General features: G+C 41.9%; 15 protein-coding genes. 5 read left to right on the top strand and 10 right to left on the bottom strand.

Annotated elements, in window-relative coordinates:
* Positions 1-177 precede the first annotated feature (177 nt).
* The 4 genes from GTQ43_RS07685 to GTQ43_RS07670 form a co-directional block, all read right to left on the bottom strand.
* Entirely contained in the window at positions 178-3,003 is a 2,826-nt protein-coding gene (locus GTQ43_RS07685; RefSeq protein WP_265272073.1) for a DUF3769 domain-containing protein, read from the bottom strand.
* A gap of 195 nt (positions 3,004-3,198) precedes the next feature.
* Positions 3,199-3,315, bottom strand: coding sequence for a photosystem II reaction center protein I (locus GTQ43_RS07680; protein ID WP_041566417.1), 117 nt, complete (start codon positions 3,313-3,315; stop codon positions 3,199-3,201).
* 578 nt (positions 3,316-3,893) lie between these two features.
* The gene (locus tag GTQ43_RS41425) at positions 3,894-4,595 is read right to left on the bottom strand and encodes an acyltransferase (RefSeq protein WP_321162425.1); all 702 of its coding nucleotides are present in this window, start codon (positions 4,593-4,595) and stop codon (positions 3,894-3,896) included.
* Between the two features lie 645 nt (positions 4,596-5,240).
* Positions 5,241-5,405 carry a hypothetical protein gene (locus GTQ43_RS07670; RefSeq protein ID WP_265273794.1) on the bottom strand — a complete coding sequence of 55 codons (165 nt, stop codon included), beginning with the start codon at positions 5,403-5,405 and terminating at the stop codon, positions 5,241-5,243.
* A gap of 583 nt (positions 5,406-5,988) precedes the next feature.
* Here GTQ43_RS07670 and GTQ43_RS07665 point away from each other — a divergent pair.
* Positions 5,989-6,312: a hypothetical protein gene (locus GTQ43_RS07665; RefSeq protein WP_265272072.1), complete on the top strand. Its 324-nt coding sequence runs from the start codon at positions 5,989-5,991 to the stop codon at positions 6,310-6,312.
* A 570-nt stretch (positions 6,313-6,882) separates the two neighbouring features.
* Positions 6,883-9,447 carry an alpha-glucan family phosphorylase gene (gene glgP, locus GTQ43_RS07660; RefSeq protein WP_265272071.1) on the top strand — a complete coding sequence of 855 codons (2,565 nt, stop codon included), beginning with the start codon at positions 6,883-6,885 and terminating at the stop codon, positions 9,445-9,447.
* A gap of 144 nt (positions 9,448-9,591) precedes the next feature.
* Here the strand turns inward: glgP and GTQ43_RS07655 are convergent, their stop codons facing one another.
* The 4 genes from GTQ43_RS07655 to GTQ43_RS07640 form a co-directional block, all read right to left on the bottom strand.
* Positions 9,592-11,178 (bottom strand): efflux RND transporter periplasmic adaptor subunit, encoded by a 1,587-nt coding sequence (locus GTQ43_RS07655; protein ID WP_265272070.1) that lies wholly within the window; start codon positions 11,176-11,178, stop codon positions 9,592-9,594.
* 313 nt (positions 11,179-11,491) lie between these two features.
* A complete protein-coding gene (locus GTQ43_RS07650) occupies positions 11,492-11,695 on the bottom strand; it encodes a hypothetical protein (protein WP_265272069.1) in 204 nt (67 codons plus the stop codon).
* Between the two features lie 808 nt (positions 11,696-12,503).
* Entirely contained in the window at positions 12,504-13,793 is a 1,290-nt protein-coding gene (locus GTQ43_RS07645; RefSeq protein WP_265272068.1) for a glycosyltransferase family 4 protein, read from the bottom strand.
* Between the two features lie 1,562 nt (positions 13,794-15,355).
* Positions 15,356-15,946: a PEP-CTERM sorting domain-containing protein gene (locus GTQ43_RS07640; protein WP_265272067.1), complete on the bottom strand. Its 591-nt coding sequence runs from the start codon at positions 15,944-15,946 to the stop codon at positions 15,356-15,358.
* A 302-nt stretch (positions 15,947-16,248) separates the two neighbouring features.
* Between GTQ43_RS07640 and glyS the strand changes: the two genes are divergently transcribed.
* Both glyS and murD read left to right on the top strand, forming a co-directional pair.
* Positions 16,249-18,402 (top strand): glycine--tRNA ligase subunit beta, encoded by a 2,154-nt coding sequence (gene glyS, locus GTQ43_RS07635; protein WP_265272066.1) that lies wholly within the window; start codon positions 16,249-16,251, stop codon positions 18,400-18,402.
* An 84-nt stretch (positions 18,403-18,486) separates the two neighbouring features.
* A complete protein-coding gene (murD, locus tag GTQ43_RS07630; protein ID WP_265272065.1) occupies positions 18,487-20,046 on the top strand; it encodes a UDP-N-acetylmuramoyl-L-alanine--D-glutamate ligase in 1,560 nt (519 codons plus the stop codon).
* A gap of 166 nt (positions 20,047-20,212) precedes the next feature.
* Here the strand turns inward: murD and GTQ43_RS07625 are convergent, their stop codons facing one another.
* The gene (locus GTQ43_RS07625; RefSeq protein WP_265272064.1) at positions 20,213-20,437 is read right to left on the bottom strand and encodes a type II toxin-antitoxin system HicB family antitoxin; all 225 of its coding nucleotides are present in this window, start codon (positions 20,435-20,437) and stop codon (positions 20,213-20,215) included.
* Between the two features lie 11 nt (positions 20,438-20,448).
* Positions 20,449-20,631 carry a type II toxin-antitoxin system HicA family toxin gene (locus tag GTQ43_RS07620; protein WP_193950722.1) on the bottom strand — a complete coding sequence of 61 codons (183 nt, stop codon included), beginning with the start codon at positions 20,629-20,631 and terminating at the stop codon, positions 20,449-20,451.
* A 240-nt stretch (positions 20,632-20,871) separates the two neighbouring features.
* On the opposite strand from GTQ43_RS07620, the gene argS reads away from it, so the two are divergent.
* Positions 20,872-22,635 (top strand): arginine--tRNA ligase, encoded by a 1,764-nt coding sequence (gene argS, locus GTQ43_RS07615; protein ID WP_265272063.1) that lies wholly within the window; start codon positions 20,872-20,874, stop codon positions 22,633-22,635.
* Positions 22,636-22,733: the final 98 nt, after the last annotated feature.

Below are 22,733 nucleotides of genomic sequence, written 5' to 3'. Positions count from 1 at the left end.
CTTTTCGCGTTGGGTTTCCTCCCTCAACCCGAATACTGTTCGTTTGAGGCAAGAGACGCGATAAATCGCCGTATTTACAATAATCAGTCCTTCGTCCTGATAGCGATTTATCGCGGATTTGGGATCTATATATTTTCATCAAATACCTTAACCGAACCGTATTGCCGTGCCTCCTTCTCAATAATTATCCTGTTGCACACCATTTACTACTGGCTTAACTTCAGAAAATGGATCGGTACCACCACCCCAGTTAAAATCACTAATTCGGATGCTGAAGCCGCCTAATTGCAACACCGGATTGTAACGTAAGGTAATACCATAGGTGCGACGGCTATATTCCAAAATGTAGTCTGTGCTAGTTTCTTTACCAGTATCCAAGTTAACAGATGTTTGAAAGCCTAAGCGAAAAGGGCCGTAGACTTGCTGTGATATCCCAGCGCTTAGTACTTTGTTATCAACGGAGCGATCGAACAAAAAGGGTGATAATCCGTTGTTTAAGCCTTGCGAGTAACTAATATTAAAGGCGGTATAGTCTAAAAAAGGTCGAGAAAAATGACCAATCTGCCCTTGTAAACCAATTGTAGCAGTTAGGGTAGTTTGGCTATCGCCACTGCTGTAATAACTGCTAGTACCCGTAAGTCCAGCGAAGGTTTGCAAATAAGGAACTACAGGTTTAGCTGTGTATCGTAATCCCTCGGTGGCAGTTGGTGGTAATGGTTTTCCCTGCCATAGCAACAGCCCTTTACTGAGGGAAGCACTTCCTTGTAAACGACTTAGTGAGATGCGATCGTTTTCCCGTTGCGGTTTTAGTAAGTCTTGGCGATCGGTATTGGCATCAATATACTGAGCGCTTGCCTGATAGGTGAGATTGATGCCAGTTTTTCCTAAATGAATTACAGGAGAGGAAATAATGCCGCCAAAACTGCTCTGAACAGTTTGAAAGCCAAGACTACCGTTGTAAAGACGATCGCGGTAGTTGTATTGTACATTCAAGATATAGGGGAGGCGATCGCCTAATATTTGGCGCAATCCCAAATTTACCTTCAAATTGTCTTCCAACTTGCTCAAGTCAAAACTGGTTAATTCCCCACTCCCCTGAACTAATGTTCGTGGACTCAAAACAGAATTTATCTTTGTCTTGACAGCAAATAGTGCGCTTAAATCACCCGTGCCATCTTGCACAGCTTTCTGTACTAACAACTGGGGAGTGATCGTCCAGCTTGTCTTGTCTGCATTGATTACCGAAAAGCCATGTTCAAGATATAAACCACCGCGCTCATTTCCATCATAGCCGGGGGAAACTATTGCAGGTGTAACGTCTCGCTCCCGGCGGTCAATTGTCTGCTGATTTACCGGAATTGGTAAGGACAATGTTTGATCGAATACCAAACGCTGTTGCTGTGTCCTGATGCGGTCTACCAAGGGTGTCTCTCGCATTAGAGTTACTGTATCTGCACGTAATTCTAATTCTGGAGGCGAAAAAGGATCGTTGGTGATGCGAACATCCCTTGCTTGCCACCCTTGCGGATAAAAGTCAATGTGTTCAGCTTCAAATCTGAGCCGATTGACTGCACCCCCTGATTTCGGTGCTGGTATGTTGGTAGCACCTGCTTGGCCTCCAAATGCCAGATCGAGTTGTCCGGGGCTACTCACACCCGAAAGGGGCTGATTGGCTCTAATGCGATCGCTGGGCGGACGTTTTGGAACTCCACCAGCAGTTACATCTGTGGATGAGAAAGCAAAATCTGTTTGTGCTGAGGGGACATAAATTTCTCCTCTAGCATTTAGCATTTCCCCATTATCTTGAACAAAATTATAGGTAAAGCGTTGTCCACGCAGTATTTGATCGCCCCGTGTTAAAGTTACGTTGCCTTCACCCGCAGCGATCAAGTTGTCCAAATTGACTTGCAAGCGATCGGCATCTACCACTGCTCCATCAAATCGCAGAACTACATTTCCAACAGCTGTAATAATTCGCCGTTGCTCGTCATACTCTTGGCGATCGGAAGTGACTTCTACAATTCTCGGCTTTGCTGGCGGTGTGCTAATGGGCGCTTGGGGTGTAGGTGTTGGTACTTGAGCTTGTTGTTGGGTTTGAGAACTAAATTCTACAGTGATGGGCGTTGGGAGTTGTTTTGTCGGGTTACGAGACTGGAATTTGATAAAATTTTGGACTGATTGAGAACTTGGTGCAAGATCGGCGGCAGATCCAGAGATATTGTCTGTTTCTGAAGACTGTGGCGCAGTAATATCACTTTGCTGTTTTTGCTGGGCTAACTTCTCAGCTAAAATTTCCGCCTTGGATTCGACTAACTTGTTGCCGTTGGTGACACTTTGGGCAATTTGAAGGGGATTTGGGGAGAATCCATAACTAAAAGTTTGTGTTTCTCCACTACTAGAGTTGGGATTTAGCGTAGACGCAGAGAGGCTTGTCGTCAGATATCGCTGACCGAGTTTTTCAGAAGGTTCACCTTTTGCATCTAGGGAAGCCTCCACTCCAACTTTTTTTGGTAACGCAGCACTTTCTATTTGCGTCTCTCGTTTGCGTAAGGCCGCTCTTAAGAGAAGTTCTGAGCGCCGAATGCTGCTGCTCGAACTTGTCTTTGTGTCTTCTCGATCTTGGCGATTAGAGGTTTTAACTTCCTGCGTGGGATAACCAACAACCAATGGTTGTCCCAAAAGTGAAGCACTTCCAGAGTCGGTGATGGGGGAAATTTCTGGAGGAAAGGTTTCTGGTGGATGGGATACAGAGGGAGTTTCGATAACTACCAAGCGATCGTGAGTTGAGTTTGTCTGAGTTGGCAATGGCGGATTCCTCTTGGTGTTATCCGCAACTGCCAACTGAGCTAAATTCTGGGATTGCTTGGATTGGTCTGTCTTTTCCTGGATTCCAGTCCCTATAACTGAAAGAAATTTTGTATGACTAGCAGATAAGGCAGGATTTACAGGTTGTAAAGATTCGAGAATAGGAGGCGGATCGGGTGGCAGAACTGGATGAAGCATAAGTGAGCAAAATCGGGCTAACAAACAGCCAAATGACGGACGGAAGGATAAACATACATTCTGCCTTCCGACTGTCGCCTTCTGCTACCTACAGCAAGCTACCTGGAGGAAGAAACTTACTAACTTTCGCTTAGTAAGTTTCTCTGGCGTTTAGTATTTTCCGCCTTCCAAAGTCGCGGATGATTTATCGCCCTTTTACTCTAAGTCCCGACGGCCGGGGTTACGAGCGGGATCGTTCGACAAAAATCCGAAGATGAAGATAGTTACGAAGAAAGCAACAACAATATAAACAGCGATTTTTAAAGTCAGCATAGAAATATCTCCAAGGGGTAAGAAGACAAAGAAAGCTTTTCTTTCAGGATCTGCCATGCAGAAAAGATAGCTACTTTATATTACCCAAATCTCGCCCCTTTTTTAGAGGACTCTAGGGACTTGGAACTGGGCACTTGGAGATTAAGGACTAGCAGTACCTACCCTAAAGTTATTGAGAATTGTGCAAGATGCCCTCAAAAAATAACTCAAAGACCGCTTACTCCAGTGTGTGACGTTAACTGACTGCAAAAGTTTCTTCAAAAAGGCAACAGTTCAAAGCCTACCGGAAATCATTACTAGACCTCTTGCATAAATCAATAAATTTGAACCCCACCCCGCCAAAGCTACGCTTTGTCTCCCCTCCCCGCAAGCCTACGGTGTACACACAAGTCTGAAATAGCTGATTAACCAAGGTTTACCCCACCCTAACCCTCCCCGTATGTATTGGGGAGGGAACAAGATTTTCTGGTTTTAAAGGGGGTAATTCGACTTGTGTATACACCGTAGCCCCGCTTGCGGGGAGGGGTTGGGGGTGGGGTTTTAGAGACTTTTGCAAGAGTCTATTATGCCCCATACCCCTATTTCTCTGTTTGAACTTTTACTCGATCTTTGCCAGTTCGGTTTTTGATTACTCGTGCAGGTATACCTACAGCAACCGAGAAAGGAGGAATATCTTTATTGACAACTGCTCCCGCACCAATAACACTGCCTTTGCCGATGGTAACGCCATCTAATACTGTTACTCCATGCCCTAACCAGCAATCATCCTCAATCACAATTCCCTTGCGACTCACACCTTGGTATTTAATTCGCTCCATCGGATCGGCAAAATTATGATTGTTGGCATATATCCCTGAATGGGCAGCAATCATACAGTGTTTACCAATTTTAATGTCTCCTGGCCCTTCAATACATACGTTGGGAGCAATAAAGGTATCTTCATCAATATGTATACACGTATCTTCCAAAGACCCAATATCAACGTTACGCTCAATAGCGACTCTATTTCCTAGATGAATTCTATTATTTTTGTGTCCTCTAGCATCCATCCGTACACCTTTGAAAATATATACTCCACTGCCAATCTCAATGCAAGAAGTACCGTTAAATTCAACACCATTTTGAATATAAACTGGGCTACCTATCTGAGCAAAAATACTACGATATCCCAAATTACGCAACTTTGGCCCCAGAATAAGTGTTGGAATATCTCCCAACACAGTAGTTACTAAAACTTCTTGCACGCGCTGCAATTTTGAAAACTCTTGCTCGTTATGCATGGCTACATATCTCTTCAATTAATTGTTGTTGACAGCATTGAAAGTTGTTTTGGCTAGTATCCTAATCTTCTGTCAGTACTAAAGTTTCTCTATTGATTAGTACGCGAATCTAGTGACAGAATCACCGAAAATTACCCATACTATTAGATGATTTTCCAAATATTGGAAAACCCGACTCTGGTTTTAACTATGTGAGTAATTATTTAACTTGGTATGTAGAATTACTCAATTGATATGCACAATTTATCTGGGTTTATAGAAGCTTTTGTACCAGTTAAGGCACATAAAAATTTTGCTTCTTTTTCACCAGATTCAATTAACAAAACAATATCAGTTTATTCCAGAGTCAAATATTAGACAATTTAATTGTCTGATGGGTAAATTTGCTAGGTTAGATAGGCTACTGTTTTAGTTAATCGGCAAACTTTGAAAAGCTTGTTAAGCATCTAGAATAGAGTTGTTTCCCCTGAAGCTACTTTCTCTCAGGCGGTTTTAGTCTTTTAAAACAACTCAGTTCCACAAGCTATTATGCAACAAAAAATACATTTAACTAGACTATATTTAAAAATAGAGATAAAATTTTGCCTAGCATCACAATGTAATTGTTGTTGGGTTTTTGTAGGTATTTTTTCCCAAAAAACCCAATTAGGGTGGATTATCTCCCACATCAGCCATCACATTGAAGTTAACCATCGGTGCGAACAAGTAAGCGCTTCCCCGACTGCTATGACGGTTTTCTTGCAACGAATTTCTAGAGTATGCTGCTCCAATCATGTTGCACACGGATGATTTACAAACTAACCAATTCACGTTTGTAATTACATGAATCGTTTTTAATAACAATTGTTTTTAACGATAACACATTTTATTTTTAGTGGAACACTTCAAATAATTTGATTTCTAGGTTGATTATTAATGAGAACGGTGGAAATAAGTTAACTTTTTTACTGGAGCGATGCCTAGGTTGGACAAAGCCTACGCTAATCTTAAATAATTTTATACACTTAGATAAAATCTATTTAGAAGGGAGAGGTTAAAAAAATCTAAGTGGTTAATTGCCATTTTTATCTATATTTCTACCCTTGATTGTCCAAGTAATTTTATAATTAGGTGTTAAATTCAGAATGATATCTACTATACTTGTGACACCATCTTAGTTAAAAAGCTAAAAGGCTGAAAATCTCCCTCTTCCTTATTACTTGTATCTAAAAATTTGTAAATCACCCATTCGGGTGATCCAAGCGGGTGATGCGTGCTTGGCACTACTCATTATAAATTTAATTTAATTCAAGGAAAACTAAAACGTAGCTTAGTTTCTAGGAGAAGTTCACAAAATAACATCAAATTCCCCACATTGAGGTATCGGTTTTAACTCACACACTTGGTTCAAATTATGGCTTTAATTAAAGAAATTGTCCAAGAAGCTTTAACTATCGGCTATCTGAGTGTTGTAGCCGAAGATAAACTGCGATCGCAACTTCAAAGTAATTATGACTCAGAAGACCTAGATGCCTGGATTATTTTACAGCGAGCCATTACCGCAGGTGATATCAAACAAGAGTCACGTCGAAAAAAAGCTTCCCTCTCTCCTAAAGCCAAGGACGCTTCATCGAATATCAAACTTGCTTATCAAATGGCAGCGGAGATTGCTTATGCAGCAGCTGTAGCTTTATCAATGACAAAAAATACCAAAGATCAGCCTTCACTGGGCGCGTAAAATAACACGCTAAGAAGTTATTTTCCTGATTTAGTATCAAAAATTTATACCAAGCAGTTAGCGATTGCTTTTCCTAGTTAACTGCTTGGTATTATTTTTACACGTTCCAATTTCAGTGATGTCTACATGGGTTATTTGGTATCCCATATCCTTGAACTTACCTTAACCTAAGAATCATAACTACTTCTTTACCAGCGCAATTTTATTAAAAGATAATTAAAAATTTAACTTTTATGGCAATAGCTATGAGAAATTTTCACGGTCAGTCAAGACCATATAACCGATCCCCGCAAGCAATACTAAAATAAATATAAATTATTTATTCAAAACTAAATTTTTTTAAGTGATATACGCCACTCAATGATTAAATCTTAGATATACCAAATACATGGCTGAAAGTAACGCATAGAATTAGAAACACCTTGGTGTAAACTTTAGCAACGATGTTAAAAAGAATTTTCAATGCTTAACAAAGTCACCGCTTCTTCACAAACTACAGTATAAAGAATTGGCAACATTGGTAAAGACAGTAAACAATAACCATAACTAAACTTGGAGTTTTGCCAACCTATGCAGCCAATTCGCACATTTAATGTATCCCCTTCCCTACCGTCGCGACTCGAACCACTGCGGCGGCTAGCATATAATTTGCACTGGGATTGGAACGTTGACAGCAAAGACTTATTTCGTCGTTTGGACTCCGATCTGTGGGAGTCTAGCCATCACAACCCAGTGTTAATGCTCGGTACTATCTCCCAATCGCGGCTTTTGGAAGTTGTCGAAGATGAAGGCTTTCTCGCGCAAATGGATCGAGCTGACCGTCAGTTAGACGATTATTTGCAAGAACGCACTTGGTATCAAAAACAACGGGAAGACAAACCAAAAGAATGCTACGCCTATTTTTCGGCAGAATTTGGACTTGTCGATTGTTTACCCGTCTATTCTGGGGGCTTGGGCGTTTTGGCGGGGGATCACCTCAAATCTGCTAGTGACTTGGGGCTACCACTTGTGGGTGTAGGTTTGCTGTATCAGCAAGGCTACTTTGCCCAGTATCTCAACGCTGATGGCTGGCAGCAAGAACGCTACTTGCTCAACGATTTCTATAATATGCCCTTGCATCTAGAGCGTAATGCCGATGGTTCAGAACTGCGGATTGCGGTAGATTATCCCGGACGCAAGGTGTATGCCAGAGTTTGGCGCGTACAGGTGGGAACGGTTCCTCTGTATCTGCTAGACACCAATATTGAACCCAACAACACTTACGACCACGACATCACAGATCAACTGTATGGTGGCGACATCGATATGCGTATCCACCAGGAAATCATGCTGGGGATCGGTGGTGTGCAAATGCTCAAAGCTTTGGGGCTGAAAGTTACCGCTTACCACATGAATGAAGGACATGCCGCCTTCTCTGCTTTAGAACGCATCCGCTTGCTGATTCAGGAAGAAGGATTAAGTTATATCCAAGCAAAACAGGTAGTGGCTTCCAGTAACATCTTTACTACCCATACACCAGTACCGGCGGGAATTGACTTGTTTGCTCCCGACAAAATGCTCTACTACCTGGGGTACTATGCAGAGATATTTGGGTTGCCCAAAGAGCAATTTTTAGGATTGGGGCGCGAGAATACAGGCGATTTATCTGGGCCTTTTAGTATGGCGGTGCTGGCGTTGAAGATGGCAACATTTTCTAACGGTGTCGCCCAACTGCATGGTGTGGTGTCGCGGCAAATGTTCCAAGGGTTGTGGCAGAAAGTGCCAGTTGAGGAAGTCCCGATCGCAGCAATTACTAACGGTGTTCATGCTCGGAGTTGTGTAGCCAAATCAACTCAAGAGTTATACGATCGCTATCTCGGCCCAAATTGGTCATCAGCACCACCAGATAGCCCATTGTGGGATCGGATGGAAGCCATACCCGATGAAGAATTGTGGCGCAATCACGAACGCTGCCGCTTAGATATGGTTTTGTATGTGCGAGAGCATTTAGTTAAGCACCTGCGCGATCGCGGCGCTTCTGCTTCCGAAATTATCCAAGCCCAAGAAGTTTTAGATCCCTACGCCTTCACCATTGGCTTTGCCCGTCGCTTCGCCACCTACAAACGTGCTACCCTCTGGATGCGTGATTTAGAACGCATTAAGCGGCTTTTGCTGGCTAACAAAGACCGGAAAGTGCAATTCGTAATTGCTGGTAAAGCACATCCAAAGGATATTCCCGGTAAAGAACTCATTCGCGATATCAATCACTTTATCCGCGAACAACATTTAGAAAAACAGGTAGTGTTTGTTCCCAATTACGACATTCACATAGCCCGGTTGATGGTTGCGGGTTGCGATATCTGGTTAAATACACCACGTCGTCCACGAGAAGCTTCTGGTACTAGTGGCATGAAAGCGGCAATGAATGGATTGCCAAATTTAAGTGTACTAGATGGCTGGTGGGATGAAGCTGATTATGTCCGCACGGGCTGGGCAATTGGACATGGAGAAAATTATGACGATCCTAACTACCAAGATGAAGTAGAAGCAAATGCTCTCTACGAGTTGTTAGAGAAGGAAGTTGTACCGCTATTTTATGAGCATCGGGATAGTGATGGCTTACCCCGTCCGTGGGTTGCCAAAATGAAGGATGCAATTCGGTTGAATTGTCCCTTCTTTAATACAGCGCGGATGGTAGGAGAATATGCACAAAGGGCTTATTTCCCCGCGAGTGATCGCTATCATACCCTGACTGTTAATCACTATGCCCCAGCGAAAGAACTAGCTGCTTGGAAAGAAAAACTGAGCGGACACTGGTTCAATATCAGAATCAAAGATGTTGACGTATCAGCAGCTTCAGACATTGAAGTGAACCAAACCGTTGCAGTCATTGCCAAGGTTGACTTAGCAACTTTGAGCAATGATGATGTGCAGGTAGAGTTATATCAAGGTGCGATTGATGCCAATGGCGAGATTGTCAACGCTGTCACAGTGGTGATGGATTACCAAGGTGAGGATTCACAGCAATTGAGCATTTACACGGGTAATATCACCTATACCGCTTCTGGTTTACAAGGTTTATCTTTGCGTGTATTGCCGAAAAATCAAAATCTGGCTAATGCTTATGAACCAAGGTTGATTGCTTGGGCAGAGTAAGAGTGTTGAGTAATTATTAAATACTCAAGATTAGGTGTTGCTAATTATTAAGTTTAGCAACGCCTTTTATTTTACGATGCAGTCGTGCGCCGCAAATATCCCTCTTCTGTCACTTTCCGGGGTAGTTATCAATTGATACAAACGTCAAGGCTTTGGACTACCCGATTGTGTCGGTGCAGGAGTGATGGAAGCGCCATTGGTAATGTTGAGAATACCGGAAACAACAATTTTCTCTCCAGCTTTTAGTCCTTCGAGAACTTGATAATTATTTCCCTGAATAACTCCCAATTTCACAGACTTTTGTTGAGCTACTAAAGATGGCGCTCCAGGTTTGGATGTTTTTGCTGGCGCTTCTTGAGCCACAAACACAAAAGTTTCTCCACCCAGGCGAGATACTGCTGTCACTGGAATTAAGATTCCTGGGCGTTCATTCCAGATGACTTTGGTTTGCACTGACTGAAGATTAAGCAATCGATTTCTCAAATTGCCAAAGTTGGCTTTCACCAAAACTGTCTGCGAATCGGAACTAGCATTTGGGGAGATAAAACTGATCTTACCTGTTGTAGTGGGTTGGCCTTGGGCATTCAACATTTGCACAGGTAATCCCAAGCGCAACTTTTTGGCTTGCTCTAACGGAATGGATATATTCAAGTCCAAAGAGTCGTTTTTGGTCAATGTAGTGAGTTGATCCCCTTGTCCGACATACTGTCCTAGCTTGACTGGAATATTACCAACAATACCCGTGAAAGGAGCTAGGACTTTTGTGTATCGCAGTTGAACTTGAGCCGACTGGACTTCAGCTGCTGCTTGGCTGACTTGCGATCGCCCTTGGGCAATATCTTCTGGGCGGTTGCCGTTCACCTGCTGTCTATAGTATTGTTTCTGTTGTTCTAAAGCAGCACCTAGCTGCTCGATATTAGCGATTCTGCTTTTGCGGAGTTGCTCTAAGTTTTTCTCGGCTGCAACTAGCGCTGCTTGGGCACTATCTTTGTTTTTGATGTATTCATCTAGGGTATCTTGAGAAGTTGCCCCTTCTTTTGTTAATTGTTGGTATCGTGTTGCTCGTGCTTGTGCTAGTACTAGATCGGATTTGGCGGAATTAACTTGAGCTTCAGCCTGTTGAATTTGCTGTGGTAGGGATCCAGATACGGCATCTTGATATTTTGCTTGAGCCTGATCTAACTGGGCTTTGGCTTGAGAAACTATTTCTCTTCGAGTCCCAGCTTTGAGTTCGGCAAGATTTGCCTGTGATTGTTCTAGTGCTGCTTGTTTTTGTCGTAACTGGGCTTGGGCATCATCAGTTTCTAAACTAATAATTACTTGCCCTTGTTGAACGCGGTTGCCCTCTTTGATCGAAATCTGGCTAATTCGCCCTGCAATCTGTGGCTTAATTGGTACAGACTGGGGTGCTTCTAAGGAGCCAATAAACTCTGAACTCTCTTGCACAGTTTCAGTTTGTACAGTTGCTAACTGGACGGGAATTGCCATAGGTTGACCAGCGGGTGGCCCACCTGCTGCTGGATTGCTCGCATTACTATTTTGCCACCAGCGCCAACCAAAACCAATACCTCCAATTAACAGGATAATTCCCAAAATTAGAGGCCAACGGCGCTTTTGAGGTGGCTTAGGCGATCGCTTTGGCAATGGTTGCGATTCTTGACTAGAATCAGTAACAGTAGGCTGTTCTATTTCAACAGGAAGGGAAGAATCAGGGAACTCAGAATGGGACATCTTTGGTTACTCGTCTTGTGGATTTAGACTTGGGCAATCAATCTACTCTTTTCTAAAAAGCATTATTTAGAATAGTTTTTAGCCCTTTTTTCTTGACGTTGTTGACAAATATATTTTGGGTATCTGTGCGATCGCTCCCGATGTCTAGCACCTAAAACGAACAAGTATTTTTCAGCACGTTGTGGTTAATCTGTACATTACTTAGCTCATAGGAATTTTTTAAAGTGTAATTTATAAAACTTTTTTCGTCAGTATCAAAGTAGCGCCTTAACTAAGAGAGAAAACACGGTTCATCTGATTGCAGTGAATCAACTTATCTGGTGATACCGTCCACAAACAGATTGACACAAGTTTTCATGTAGTATTCATGACTGGAGTCTAGTATGGTAGGGATATCACTAAAACGCAGGATACCGTCAATTAACATACTTGTGGAACTATCTCCAGATGCTTTTAAATCTATATCTGAAGATACTGCATCCTTAACTTGACTCTTGTAGAAGATCGGCAAATTCAAGGCGATCACTCATGAGATGAGCATGAGACTGGATTTGTATAAGTTATAGACGAGTTTATCGCTCTTAAGTCGTAGTGAGTACTGACCTTAAGGAAGAAAAGGTATGCAGCGATGCCTTTTGTGGGCTACGCCTACGCTGATTAATTCAGCTTTATTAATCAAGGTTGCGAATTTCATCCAGTTGTCCTCACGGAGAAAAACATACAATCAATCAGTATTTTCTAGATTCCTATTTTTGAGCAGTTTCAACTTCCTACACTTAGGTCATCCGATCGGTTGATTCCTAACTCACCCATTTGGGTGATTTAATTTGTCCAATTATGGTTTTATATTTGTCGCCCATCATAAATTCTGAGCAGGGAATCTCACTTTTTTACTCAGAGGATGTTTTAAAAGTCCTCTCATCGATAGAAAAATATTTTAGATCCCCCTAAATCCACGCCACGTGCTTCAAGTTGGGGAACCCGCCCAACGCAGTGGCTCCCCTTAAAAAGGGGACTTTGATTCCGGTTCCCCCCTTTTTTAAGCTACCGTGTATACACAAGTCTGAAATAGCTGATTAACCAAGGTTTTACCCCACCCTAACCCTCCCCTTATAAAGGGGAGGGAACTAGATTTCCGGTTTCCTCCCTTTATAAGGGGGGATTAAGGGGGGTAATTCGACTTGTGTATACACCGTAGCTTTTTTAAGGGGGGTTAGGGGGGATCTAAAAGTGCTTAAAATTACAGCAAACCGCTTTTAAAACATCCTCTCAGAAAGGGTTAAACTTCCCACTACTGCTAACAGAAATGTTGTGCCCCATATCTTTCAACCATCCACAACTGATTCTTTAGAATCCAATTTTGGCAAGATACTCACAGTGGATTTTTGGTTTGCAACAATATTAGAAAGCAGCCACTCATAGCGATCGAGTGCTTGCTCCAAGGAATAGTTTTCTTCAGCAAACTGTCTTCCTGCCTTCCCTAGCTTCGTCCCTAGAGTCGGATTAGCATACAAGTTATACACCGCAGCAGCCATTGCATCGGGCGATTCTGGCTCAACAATTATCCCACCACCACTGAGTTCGATTGCTTTAGCAGCAGTACCAGTGGCAGGAACTGAACCCACAATCGGGCGACCACTTGCCAATAATAGTGGTATTTTTGAAGGCATATTGAACGAAATCACATTACGCTTTTGCACAATCAGCCCAATATCAGATGCTGCTAGCATTTCGGGTAATTTTTCTCGTGGCTGCAACGGCAGCAACAAAACATTATCTGCTCCATTTAATAAACAATATTCCTGCAACCTTTGCAATGCTATTGATTCGCCGACGATAACAAAGACAATATCTCTGATATGACGTAAGCAAACTGCGGCTTCTATTACTGTTTCTAAACCTTGAGTTAGAGCAATGTTGCCCGAATAAAGTACTACAAACTTCCCATCGAGTTGATGACTAGATATCCAGGAGTTGTTCTGTTTCGGTAAAGGGTGAATAAAATTTACATTCACCCAATTGGGAATACAAACGATTTTATTAACAGGTACTCCCTTATTCACTAAATTGTCACGAAATCCATCAGCGATGACGCTAATAGTGTGTGCAGTCCGATACGCAAATTTTTCTAAAGCTGCAAGAGTTCGGATCATCCACTTGTTTTTTAGTAGCCCAACCCGCACGGCAGCTTCTGGTAAAATGTCTTGCACATTTAGAACTAATGGGCAGTTATATAACCAACTAAATATTGTTGCTGGCAAGATACCTAGTAGAGGTGGAACTGTTAAAATAATCACATCAGGACGCTTACCTTTAAAAGCCTGGGGTAAGCTTGTGAAAATAAAGCTTAACTCCAGTAAAAGCCGATCTACGAGGTTAGGTTTAGACTTAATTCTGAGGTAACTTCGTTGAATGGTGACACCATTTTTATGTTCAGTAATATACCATTTACCCCGATACTCATCGTAAATTTCACGCTGAGGATAGTTAGGCATTCCGGTAATTACCCGCACTTTATGACCTCGCTTTACTAGTCCTTCTGCCAATTCAGTCATTAAGGGCGCAATTCCAATCGGCTCTGGATGATAGTTGTAGGAATAAATTAGAATATGCATTAGCTATTTATAAATTTGGTGAAGACAATATGAGATCAGCGAATTTATTGCTAATCTCAGCAGAATATGCTAATTTCTATTATTTAAATTTAGGTTTTCAGCAGATAATGATTTTTTTAATCACAATTGCGACAAACACTGGTTAAGAATTTTCTAGCTGGATTCTAACAGTTATTGGTTATCAATATATAGGACTACTATTTGATTTTTGAAAAATATGTAGGGTGTGTTAGCACGGAGAATACGGCACCAAACCCTTGATAATGGTGCGTTACAAACTTCGTTCTAACACAATGCCAGTTGCCACAACGGAGGGAACATCCCTTCGGATTCACCAGTCGCCTAGGTTGGGAAACCCGCCTACAGCGCTGGATTCACCGCAACGCACTGACTCCCCTACAATACCTAATTTTGTTCAAAAATCAAATATGATTCCTATATCAGTTTTTCGCTTGGATAAAGTCTCTTCACGTCTGGTAACTAATTACCAGTGTTAACTGATAACTAATAACTTTCACTGATTTAAATTTCTCACCATATATATGATAATTGCTCACTCATTTAATAGTGAATTTAATCGTCAAATTTACACTTAGGAAATTGTAACATCATATTTAATCTCGTGCATATAAGCCACATTCCGCCTTTTAAACTGGCACATGAAGTATTTTTAACCAAGTCATCAGTATTTCATTCATGACATTTATTACAGAAGTCGCTAAAAAGGTAAAGGGGTAAGAAAAAACCATTTCTCCTCTCTTACAAAAGATACTTTTGCAAGAGGTCTATTAATGAGTATCTGATTTTTTCAGTAGTTCAAAGGCAGTAATTTTTAAACACTGGTGGGGAGCATCTAAATGAGTGTAAAAACTCACCTCTGTGGGTTTAAAATTCCTTAAGTCTGCATGCATGGTGTGCGAAGCGCGATAGGCGGACTTAGTTTGTGTAAGTAGGCGAGAATAAGTCAAGCTAGATTAAGTAATGTAAAAAATCTTGAGATTATTTTGTAGTGAATAGGACTAGCCCTTTCAAGGTGGGTAAAAATGTTGGTCAAGAAACTCCTCTTTAACTTCTTACCTCTGTGTTTTCTGCACCTCTGTGGTTAAATAAAATACTTTTAAACCGCAGAGGCACAGAGAACACAGAGAGAAAAGAAGAGATTCTACGAGTCACCTTGAAAGGGCTAGTTATTAGCACTTACGCAGTAGCAAAAGTAGCGCTGATTGTTGTAGTCATGCCGATTTTAGAGTGTTCCAAAAAATAAATGATCTAAAACCCGTCATTGCGTTCGCGTAGCGTCTCGTAGAGAGCGAAGCGAAGCAATCACAGCCCTTGGGATTGCTTCGCTTCGCTCGCAATGACAATTGGGCATTTTTTTACTTGGAGTACTCTTAGTGAAATTTTTTGATTATAATCGCTCGAATACTTATTAACACAAGTATTCGAGCGATCGCTAACCGATAAGGTTGGATGATAAACTCAATAGTCTGCTGAACTATTAGAGCTAGAATGAAAATTCATTAAACTAAATTTGGCAACCTCTAACTAGGAAGCCCTACTTTCTAGCAAGAGGCTTGCTTTTTCTTCAGGGTTGAGCCTACACCCAACATCCCTAACGCCACTAAACCCAACAGAGAAGTAGGCTCAGGAACTTTGGATACCTGAATAGAACCAAGATTTTGATCTACTAATGTTGAAGTTCCCTTTTGATCTACATCCTGACGTAATGCCAAAGAGTTGCCAACCGTTCCATTGAAGAAATATTCTCCAATTACACCCGTTCCTCCTGCTATATCCAAGGGGCCAAACAATTTCTGAGTGGCTGTATCAAAGTTGAAAGCGAAGAAGCTAGATTGTGATACCCCACCAGTAACGGTGTTATAAGTTCCCAGAAGATTTTTAGATGGGTCTAAGAAGGAGACATTCAAGGATTGTAAAAATTTGGTCGCTCCACTACCACTTTCGGAAATGATTGTGGGTGCTGTAGCCTCATCGTAACTGAATGAACCTGTTGCTGAATAACCGGCATTACCTAGCCAGTTAAAGTTGAACTCAACAGCTTGAGCCGGGTTGTTAACAGCAGCAGCGATCGCTACACTAAGAGCAGCACTGGTTGCTGTGATAGCAACCGTTTTGGCAAAAATGTTTTTCATGGTCATAACTCCAAAATTGATTGTCATGGTGCAAATATCAAGACATCAGACATCATGAAGTTTACGATATCGATATGTATAAGTAAATACTGCATAAAAGTACGGTAGCAAGTGTAATAAATTCATGAAGAGAAACACTTGTTTTTTAAATTTTTGGAGAAAATGCCAAGTCTATCTAATAAACCTAATCCGTACTTTGTCTATTTTGATGTACGTAGCAAGGTTTATTACCTAAAAATCACGAGCGATCGCCAGATAATAACTGATAAAGTTGAGCTACGCAAAGTTGAAAACAGTGACCTATGCCTGCGTTTTTATTAGAAGTTGGTACAGAAGAATTACCTGCAAGCTTTCTCAGTGATGCCTTAATACAGTGGCGAGAACGCATTCCCCAAAGTTTGGAAGCAAATAGCCTTCAGAGTGAAAGTGTCCAGGTGTACGGTACTCCTCGGCGTTTGGCGGTATTGATTAAAGGTCTACCATCACAGCAAGCAGACCGAGAAGAAGAAATTAAAGGGCCTCCCGCCCAAGCCGCCTTTAAAGATGGTCAGCCCACAGCAGCAGCAGTAGGCTTTGCCAAAAAGCAAGGTGTGGAACTAGATGCACTGTTCCTTCGCCCCACTGACAAAGGGGAATTTGTCTTTGTGCAGAAAAGAATTCCTGGGCGTTCCGTGGCGGAAATTTTGACAGAACTTGTTTTCCAGTGGATTTGGGGTTTAGAAGGTAAGCGGTTGATGCGTTGGGGAGATGGGGATGGGAGGTTTTCTCGACCAATTCGCTGGCTGGTAGCTTTGTTAGATGAGAGAGTGCTACCGTTAGAATTGGTGAATGGTTCTAAAACGATTCAGAGCGATCGCATTTCCCAAGGTCATCGCGTTTTACATCCTGAACCTGTGACAATTGCCCAAGCTACCGATTATGTTACCGCCCTCAAGTCTGCTTATGTCACCGTTGACCCAGAAGAACGGGAAAATCTGATTAAAGAGCAAGTAAAGGCGGTAGCAGAAAGTTTAAGCGGTTATACAGTAATTTACCCCGATTTGTTAGCGGAAGTAACCAATCTTGTAGAATACCCTTCTACAGTTGTGGGGAAATTTGAACCAGAATTTTTGGAATTACCAACTGAGGTAATTACGGAAGTTATGGTAACTCATCAACGTTATTTTCCTGTATTCAAACCAGGTAGTTTTGAGCAAGAATTATTACCCAATTTCATCACCATTTCTAACGGCGATCCCAAGAAATCAGATATTGTTGCCGTCGGGAATGAAAGGGTAATTCGTGCCAGATTAGCTGATGGCAGATTTTTCTACGAAGCTGATTTAACTAAGCCTTTAGAAAGCTTTTTACCACAGTTAGAAAAAGTCACCTTCCAAGAAGAATTGGGTTCGGTACGTACCAAAATAGATAGAGTAGTTAAGATTACCGAGCGAATTGCTACCCAATTAAAATTAGCAGAAAATCAAATCCAAAAAATCCAACGGGCTGCTTTATTGTGTAAAGCAGATTTGGTTACTCAAATGGTGTATGAATTCCCTGAATTGCAAGGCATTATGGGAGAAAAATATGCCTTAGCTAGTGGTGAAGATGCCGAAGTAGCAAAGGCAATATTTCAACATTATTTACCAACGGGAGCAGGTGACAATTTACCCGATACACTGACAGGTCAAATTGTCGGTTTGGCAGATAGATTAGATACCTTGGTAAGTATCTTTGGTTTAGGTTTAATTCCCTCTGGTTCCTCCGATCCCTTCGCCTTGCGTCGGGCTGCCAATGCTGTAGTTAAAATTACCTGGTTCTATAATTTACCAATAAATTTAGATGATTTATTGGCACAAATAGCAACAGATTTTGCAGAGAAATATCAGAAAGATCGGGCATCATTAACCACAGCATTACAAGAGTTTTTCTTACAACGCATCCGCACTTTATTGCAAGAAGAGAAACAGATTGATTACGACTTGGTAAATGCAGTTTTGGGAGAAAATGACCCAGAATACACAGAACGGACATTAAAAGATTTATTGGATGTCCGCGATCGCGCCTTGTACTTACAACAAATCCGTAACGACAGTACCTTAGATAACATCTACGAAACCGTTAACCGTTCCACACGATTAGCCGCCCAAGGTGATTTGGATACCAAACAGCTAGAACCGACAACGGTAGTTCGTCCAGAATTATTTCAAAAGCCCTCTGAGGCAGCTTTGTATAATGCTTTAATCGAATCAGTACCGCAAACTCAAACAGCACAGCAGACACGAAATTATCAACTGTTAGTAGCAGCACTAGCAAAAATTGCTCCGACAGTTAGTAACTTCTTTGATGGCCCAGATAGCGTATTAGTTATGGACTCCAATCCAGAAATTAAGCGGAATCGATTACATCTGCTAGGATTAGTTCGGAATCATGCCCGTGTTCTTGCTGACTTTGGTGCGATCGTCAAAAATCTGTAGCGTAGGTCAACAAAAAGTTGTGTAATTCTTGCCAAGAGACGTTACTATAGGGAGTGCTTAACCAGGGACACTCTGCTGCAATCTATGCCTAGAGCTACTGTTATTGGATTGGGAAAGTCCGGTGTTGCTGCGGCGAGATTGTTGAAACGGGAAGGTTGGGAGGTAGAGCTAAGTGATGGCAACACCTCCGAAACCCTCCTAGAACAACAACAAGAACTCGCTGCCGAGCAAATAACCGTTAAACTAGGACAATCCCTAGAATTAAATGGTGATAATTTACCCCAATTAATAGTTGTTAGTCCTGGCGTGCCTTGGGATATTCCCGTATTAATTGAGGCACGCCAATTAGGTATTGAAACTATTGGGGAAATGGAACTCGCTTGGCGAAATTTGCAATCCCTACCTTGGGTAGGAATCACCGGGACTAACGGTAAAACTACTACCACAGCTTTAATTGCTGCCATTTTCCAAGCCGCAGAATTAAACGCGCCCGCCTGCGGTAACATTGGCTACGCCGCCTGTGAAGTTGCCCTATCTTGGAGGGGGAAAGGAGCAGGGAGCAGGGAGCAGGGAGCAGGGGAGGCAGGGGAGGCAGGGGAGGCAGGGGAGGTAGGGGAGGTAGGGGAAGCATTTGATAATTCCTCACTCTTAACTCCTAACTCCTCACTCGATTGGGTGATTGCGGAAGTTAGCAGCTATCAAATAGAATCTTCCAGTTCTCTAGCACCCCGTATCGGTGTTTGGACAACTTTCACACCAGATCATCTGAGTCGCCATAAGACTTTAGAAAACTATTACAACATCAAAGCAAAGTTATTGCATCAGTCTGAGTTGCAAGTGTTTAATGGGGATGATGCTTACTTGAGGCAACAAGGTTTAAGTGTTTGGCCTGATGCTTATTGGACGAGTGTCAAAGGAAAAGATTTCCTGATTAGCGAAAAAGGCTTTTACATCAACGACGGCTGGGTTGTGGAAAAGTTGAGTGCAACCTCTGCACCAGAACCGATTGTGAAAGTATCTACTTTGCGAATGGTGGGAGAACATAACCAGCAAAATCTCTTGATGGCAGTAGCTACGGCAAGATTAGCAGGAATTAATCGTGATGCGATCGCACTTGCAATTAGTGAATTCCCCGGCGTTGCTCATCGTTTGGAGCATATCTGCACTTGGGAAGGTATTGATTTCATTAACGATAGCAAAGCCACTAACTACGATGCTGCCGAAGTTGGTTTAGCATCTGTGAAAAGTCCAGCGATTTTAATTGCTGGTGGAGAAGCCAAAGCAGGTGATGATACTGGCTGGTTAGCACAAATTCAAACCAAAGCTGCTGCTGTGTTATTGATTGGCTCTGCTGCACCCGCATTTGCTCAACGCCTCCAAGAAATAGGGTATTATTCCTACCACATTGTGGAAACTATGGAAAAGGCAATCCCCAAATCCGCAGAATTAGCCAAGGAGTATCAAGCGCCTGTAGTGTTGCTATCTCCAGCTTGCGCCAGTTTCGATCAGTACCCCAATTTTGAGGTACGGGGCGATCGCTTCCGTCAGTTGTGCCTTGCTTGGGCAGAAGCCTGGAAACCTTGCAGAGTAGAACTTCCAGAGTTAGAAAGCTCTAATCAAGAGTCCATAGTTAAAAGTCGATAAGCATTGCTTGTCAACAAATTTCTTATAGGGGAGCTTCCAAGGTTGGAGGCTACTTTTTTTACAAACAAATAGAGATTTATGTTGTGGTTGGGAGCGATCGCACCATGACATACACTTAAATATTCTAAGAGGCTTGTTTAGTGTTAATTTTAGTGATTTTCTATAATCATGTTTTGCTGTAATTTCCAACTTCAACCTCATGAGCAATGCTTGTAGGTTTCGGAATAGCTAAACCATCTTTTAGCATTCCTTCTAGATGAAATTCAATAGCTTCTGCAATCATTTGCTTGACTTCTTCTAAGGTTGCACCTGTAGTTACACAACCTGGTAAATCAGGCACATAAGCAGAGTAATTACTATCCGCCTTTTCAATCACCACTACGTAATGCATTGCCATTCTCCTTATAATTGTGCTTGCCTCCAAATACTACTGAGAGTACCAGGGGCTAAGTCGTCAGACAATTTACCTGGAACTGTAACTAAACCTGGTTTATCAGGATGCTTGAACTGTCGATGACTACCTTTAGTTCTATCAAGATACCAACCATCAGCTTCCACTCGCTTGATCACATCACGTACTTTCATGTTACTACTTATCTCTACAGGGAAAATTTCTGTTACAGATAGAGTGTCTTATTGAGAAAGAAAAGTAAACGACATTGTGTTGCAATTCTGTCCGTCATTTTGTCGTGGGTTTTGGCATGGGTAAGTAGATGGACAAAAATATTTCTGATGCATAGATCGAGTGGCTCAAAATGAAATGCTAAAGTTAATAATCAAGCTTTTCCAGAGCTACATTCCCTGTCTCGCAGATAAAATTTATATATGAACGCTACACAAGAAAAACTAAAAGTTCAGCTTGAACAGGCAATAGTTGCGGCTTTTGGCGCTGACTTCGCGGGAGTAGATCCAATATTGGTTTCTGCTAGCAATCCTAAATTTGGTGATTATCAGGCGAATGTGGCTTTATCGCTGAGTAAAAAGAAAGGATTGCAACCAAGAGCGATCGCAGGTGCGATCGTTGAGAAACTAGATGTATCCGAAATCTGCGAACCGCCAGAAATTGCTGGCCCAGGATTTATCAATCTGAAACTAAAAACGGTATATTTAGAAGCACAATTGAACGAGATTCAAGCCGATCCCCGGTTGGGAGTTCCAGCAGCAAAAACGCCGAAGCGGGAAATTGTGGATTTTTCCAGTCCGAATATTGCTAAAGAAATGCACGTCGGACACTTGCGTTCTACAATCATTGGTGATTCCATCGCCCGGATTTTAGAATTTCTTGGACATGATGTGCTGCGGTTAAATCATGTGGGTGATTGGGGTACGCAGTTTGGCATGTTAATCGCCTATCTGCGGGAAGTTTATCCAGAGGCGCTTACTACCGCTAATGCTTTAGATATTGGTGATTTAGTCACTTTTTACCGCAAAGCCAAATTGCGGTTTGATGCAGATGAAGCTTTTCAAGAAACAGCACGCCAAGAAGTTGTGAGATTACAAGCGGGTGCAGAAGATACACTCCATGCTTGGAAACTGCTATGCGAACAGTCGCGGCGGGAGTTTCAAATAATTTATGATTTGCTGGATATCAAATTAATTGAACGTGGAGAATCTTTCTATAATCCTTTATTATCTGGGATTGTGGAAGATTTAGAAAAATCTGGTTTACTGGTAGAAAATCAGGGCGCAAAATGCGTTTTTTTGGAAGGGTTTACAAATAGAGAAGGTGAACCTTTGCCCTTGATTGTGCAAAAATCAGATGGCGGCTATAACTACGCCACAACAGATTTAGCATCTCTCCGCTACCGAATTCAACAGGATCAAGCAAAGCGGATAATTTATGTAACTGATGCTGGACAAGCAAACCACTTTACCCAATTTTTCCAAGTAGCACGCAAAGCTGGCTGGATTCCCGATGATGTGGAATTAGTACATGTTCCCTTTGGGTTGGTGTTAGGGGAAGATGGTAAAAGAATCAAAACTCGTTTTGGGGACAGTGTGCGGTTACGAGACTTATTGGATGAAGCTGTTTCTCGTTCCCATGCTGACTTAAAAACTAGATTACAAGAAGAAGAACGCCAAGAAACTGAAGAATTTATTAATGAAGTTGCTAGGGTAGTTGGGATCAGTGCAGTTAAGTATGCAGACTTAAGCCAAAACCGCACCAGCAATTACATTTTCAGCTACGACAAAATGCTGGATTTCAAAGGTAATACTGCACCTTATATGCTATATGCTTATGCGCGGATTCAGGGGATTAGCCGCAAGGGTGAGATTAACTTTGAGGAGTTAGGAAATAATGCCGTCTTATTGCAGCATGAAACAGAATTAGCGCTGGCAAAATATTTACTTCAACTGGATGAAGTTATTAGTAGTGTAGAGCAAGACTTGATGCCTAATCGGTTATGTGAATATTTGTACGAACTGAGTAAGAAGTTTAATCAGTTTTACGATCGCAATCAGGGAGTTCAGGTTTTGGATGCAGAGGAACCACAGCGTACATCCCGGTTGGTTTTATGTGATTTGACTGCTAGAACCCTGAAGCTGGGATTATCTTTGTTGGGAATTCAGGTTTTAGAGAGGATGTAATATTTTTTTAACGTAAAGGTACGCTGAGTAAGAGTTAAGTTAATTTCTTCTTGGTGTCCTTTGCGTCTTGGCGGTTCGTTAATCATAATTTTTGAATT

The sequence above is a fragment of the Nostoc sp. KVJ3 genome (genome assembly GCF_026127265.1).
In the GTDB taxonomy this organism is placed as follows: Bacteria; Cyanobacteriota; Cyanobacteriia; order Cyanobacteriales; family Nostocaceae; genus Nostoc.
This window is presented reverse-complemented; position numbering and strand designations above follow the sequence as displayed.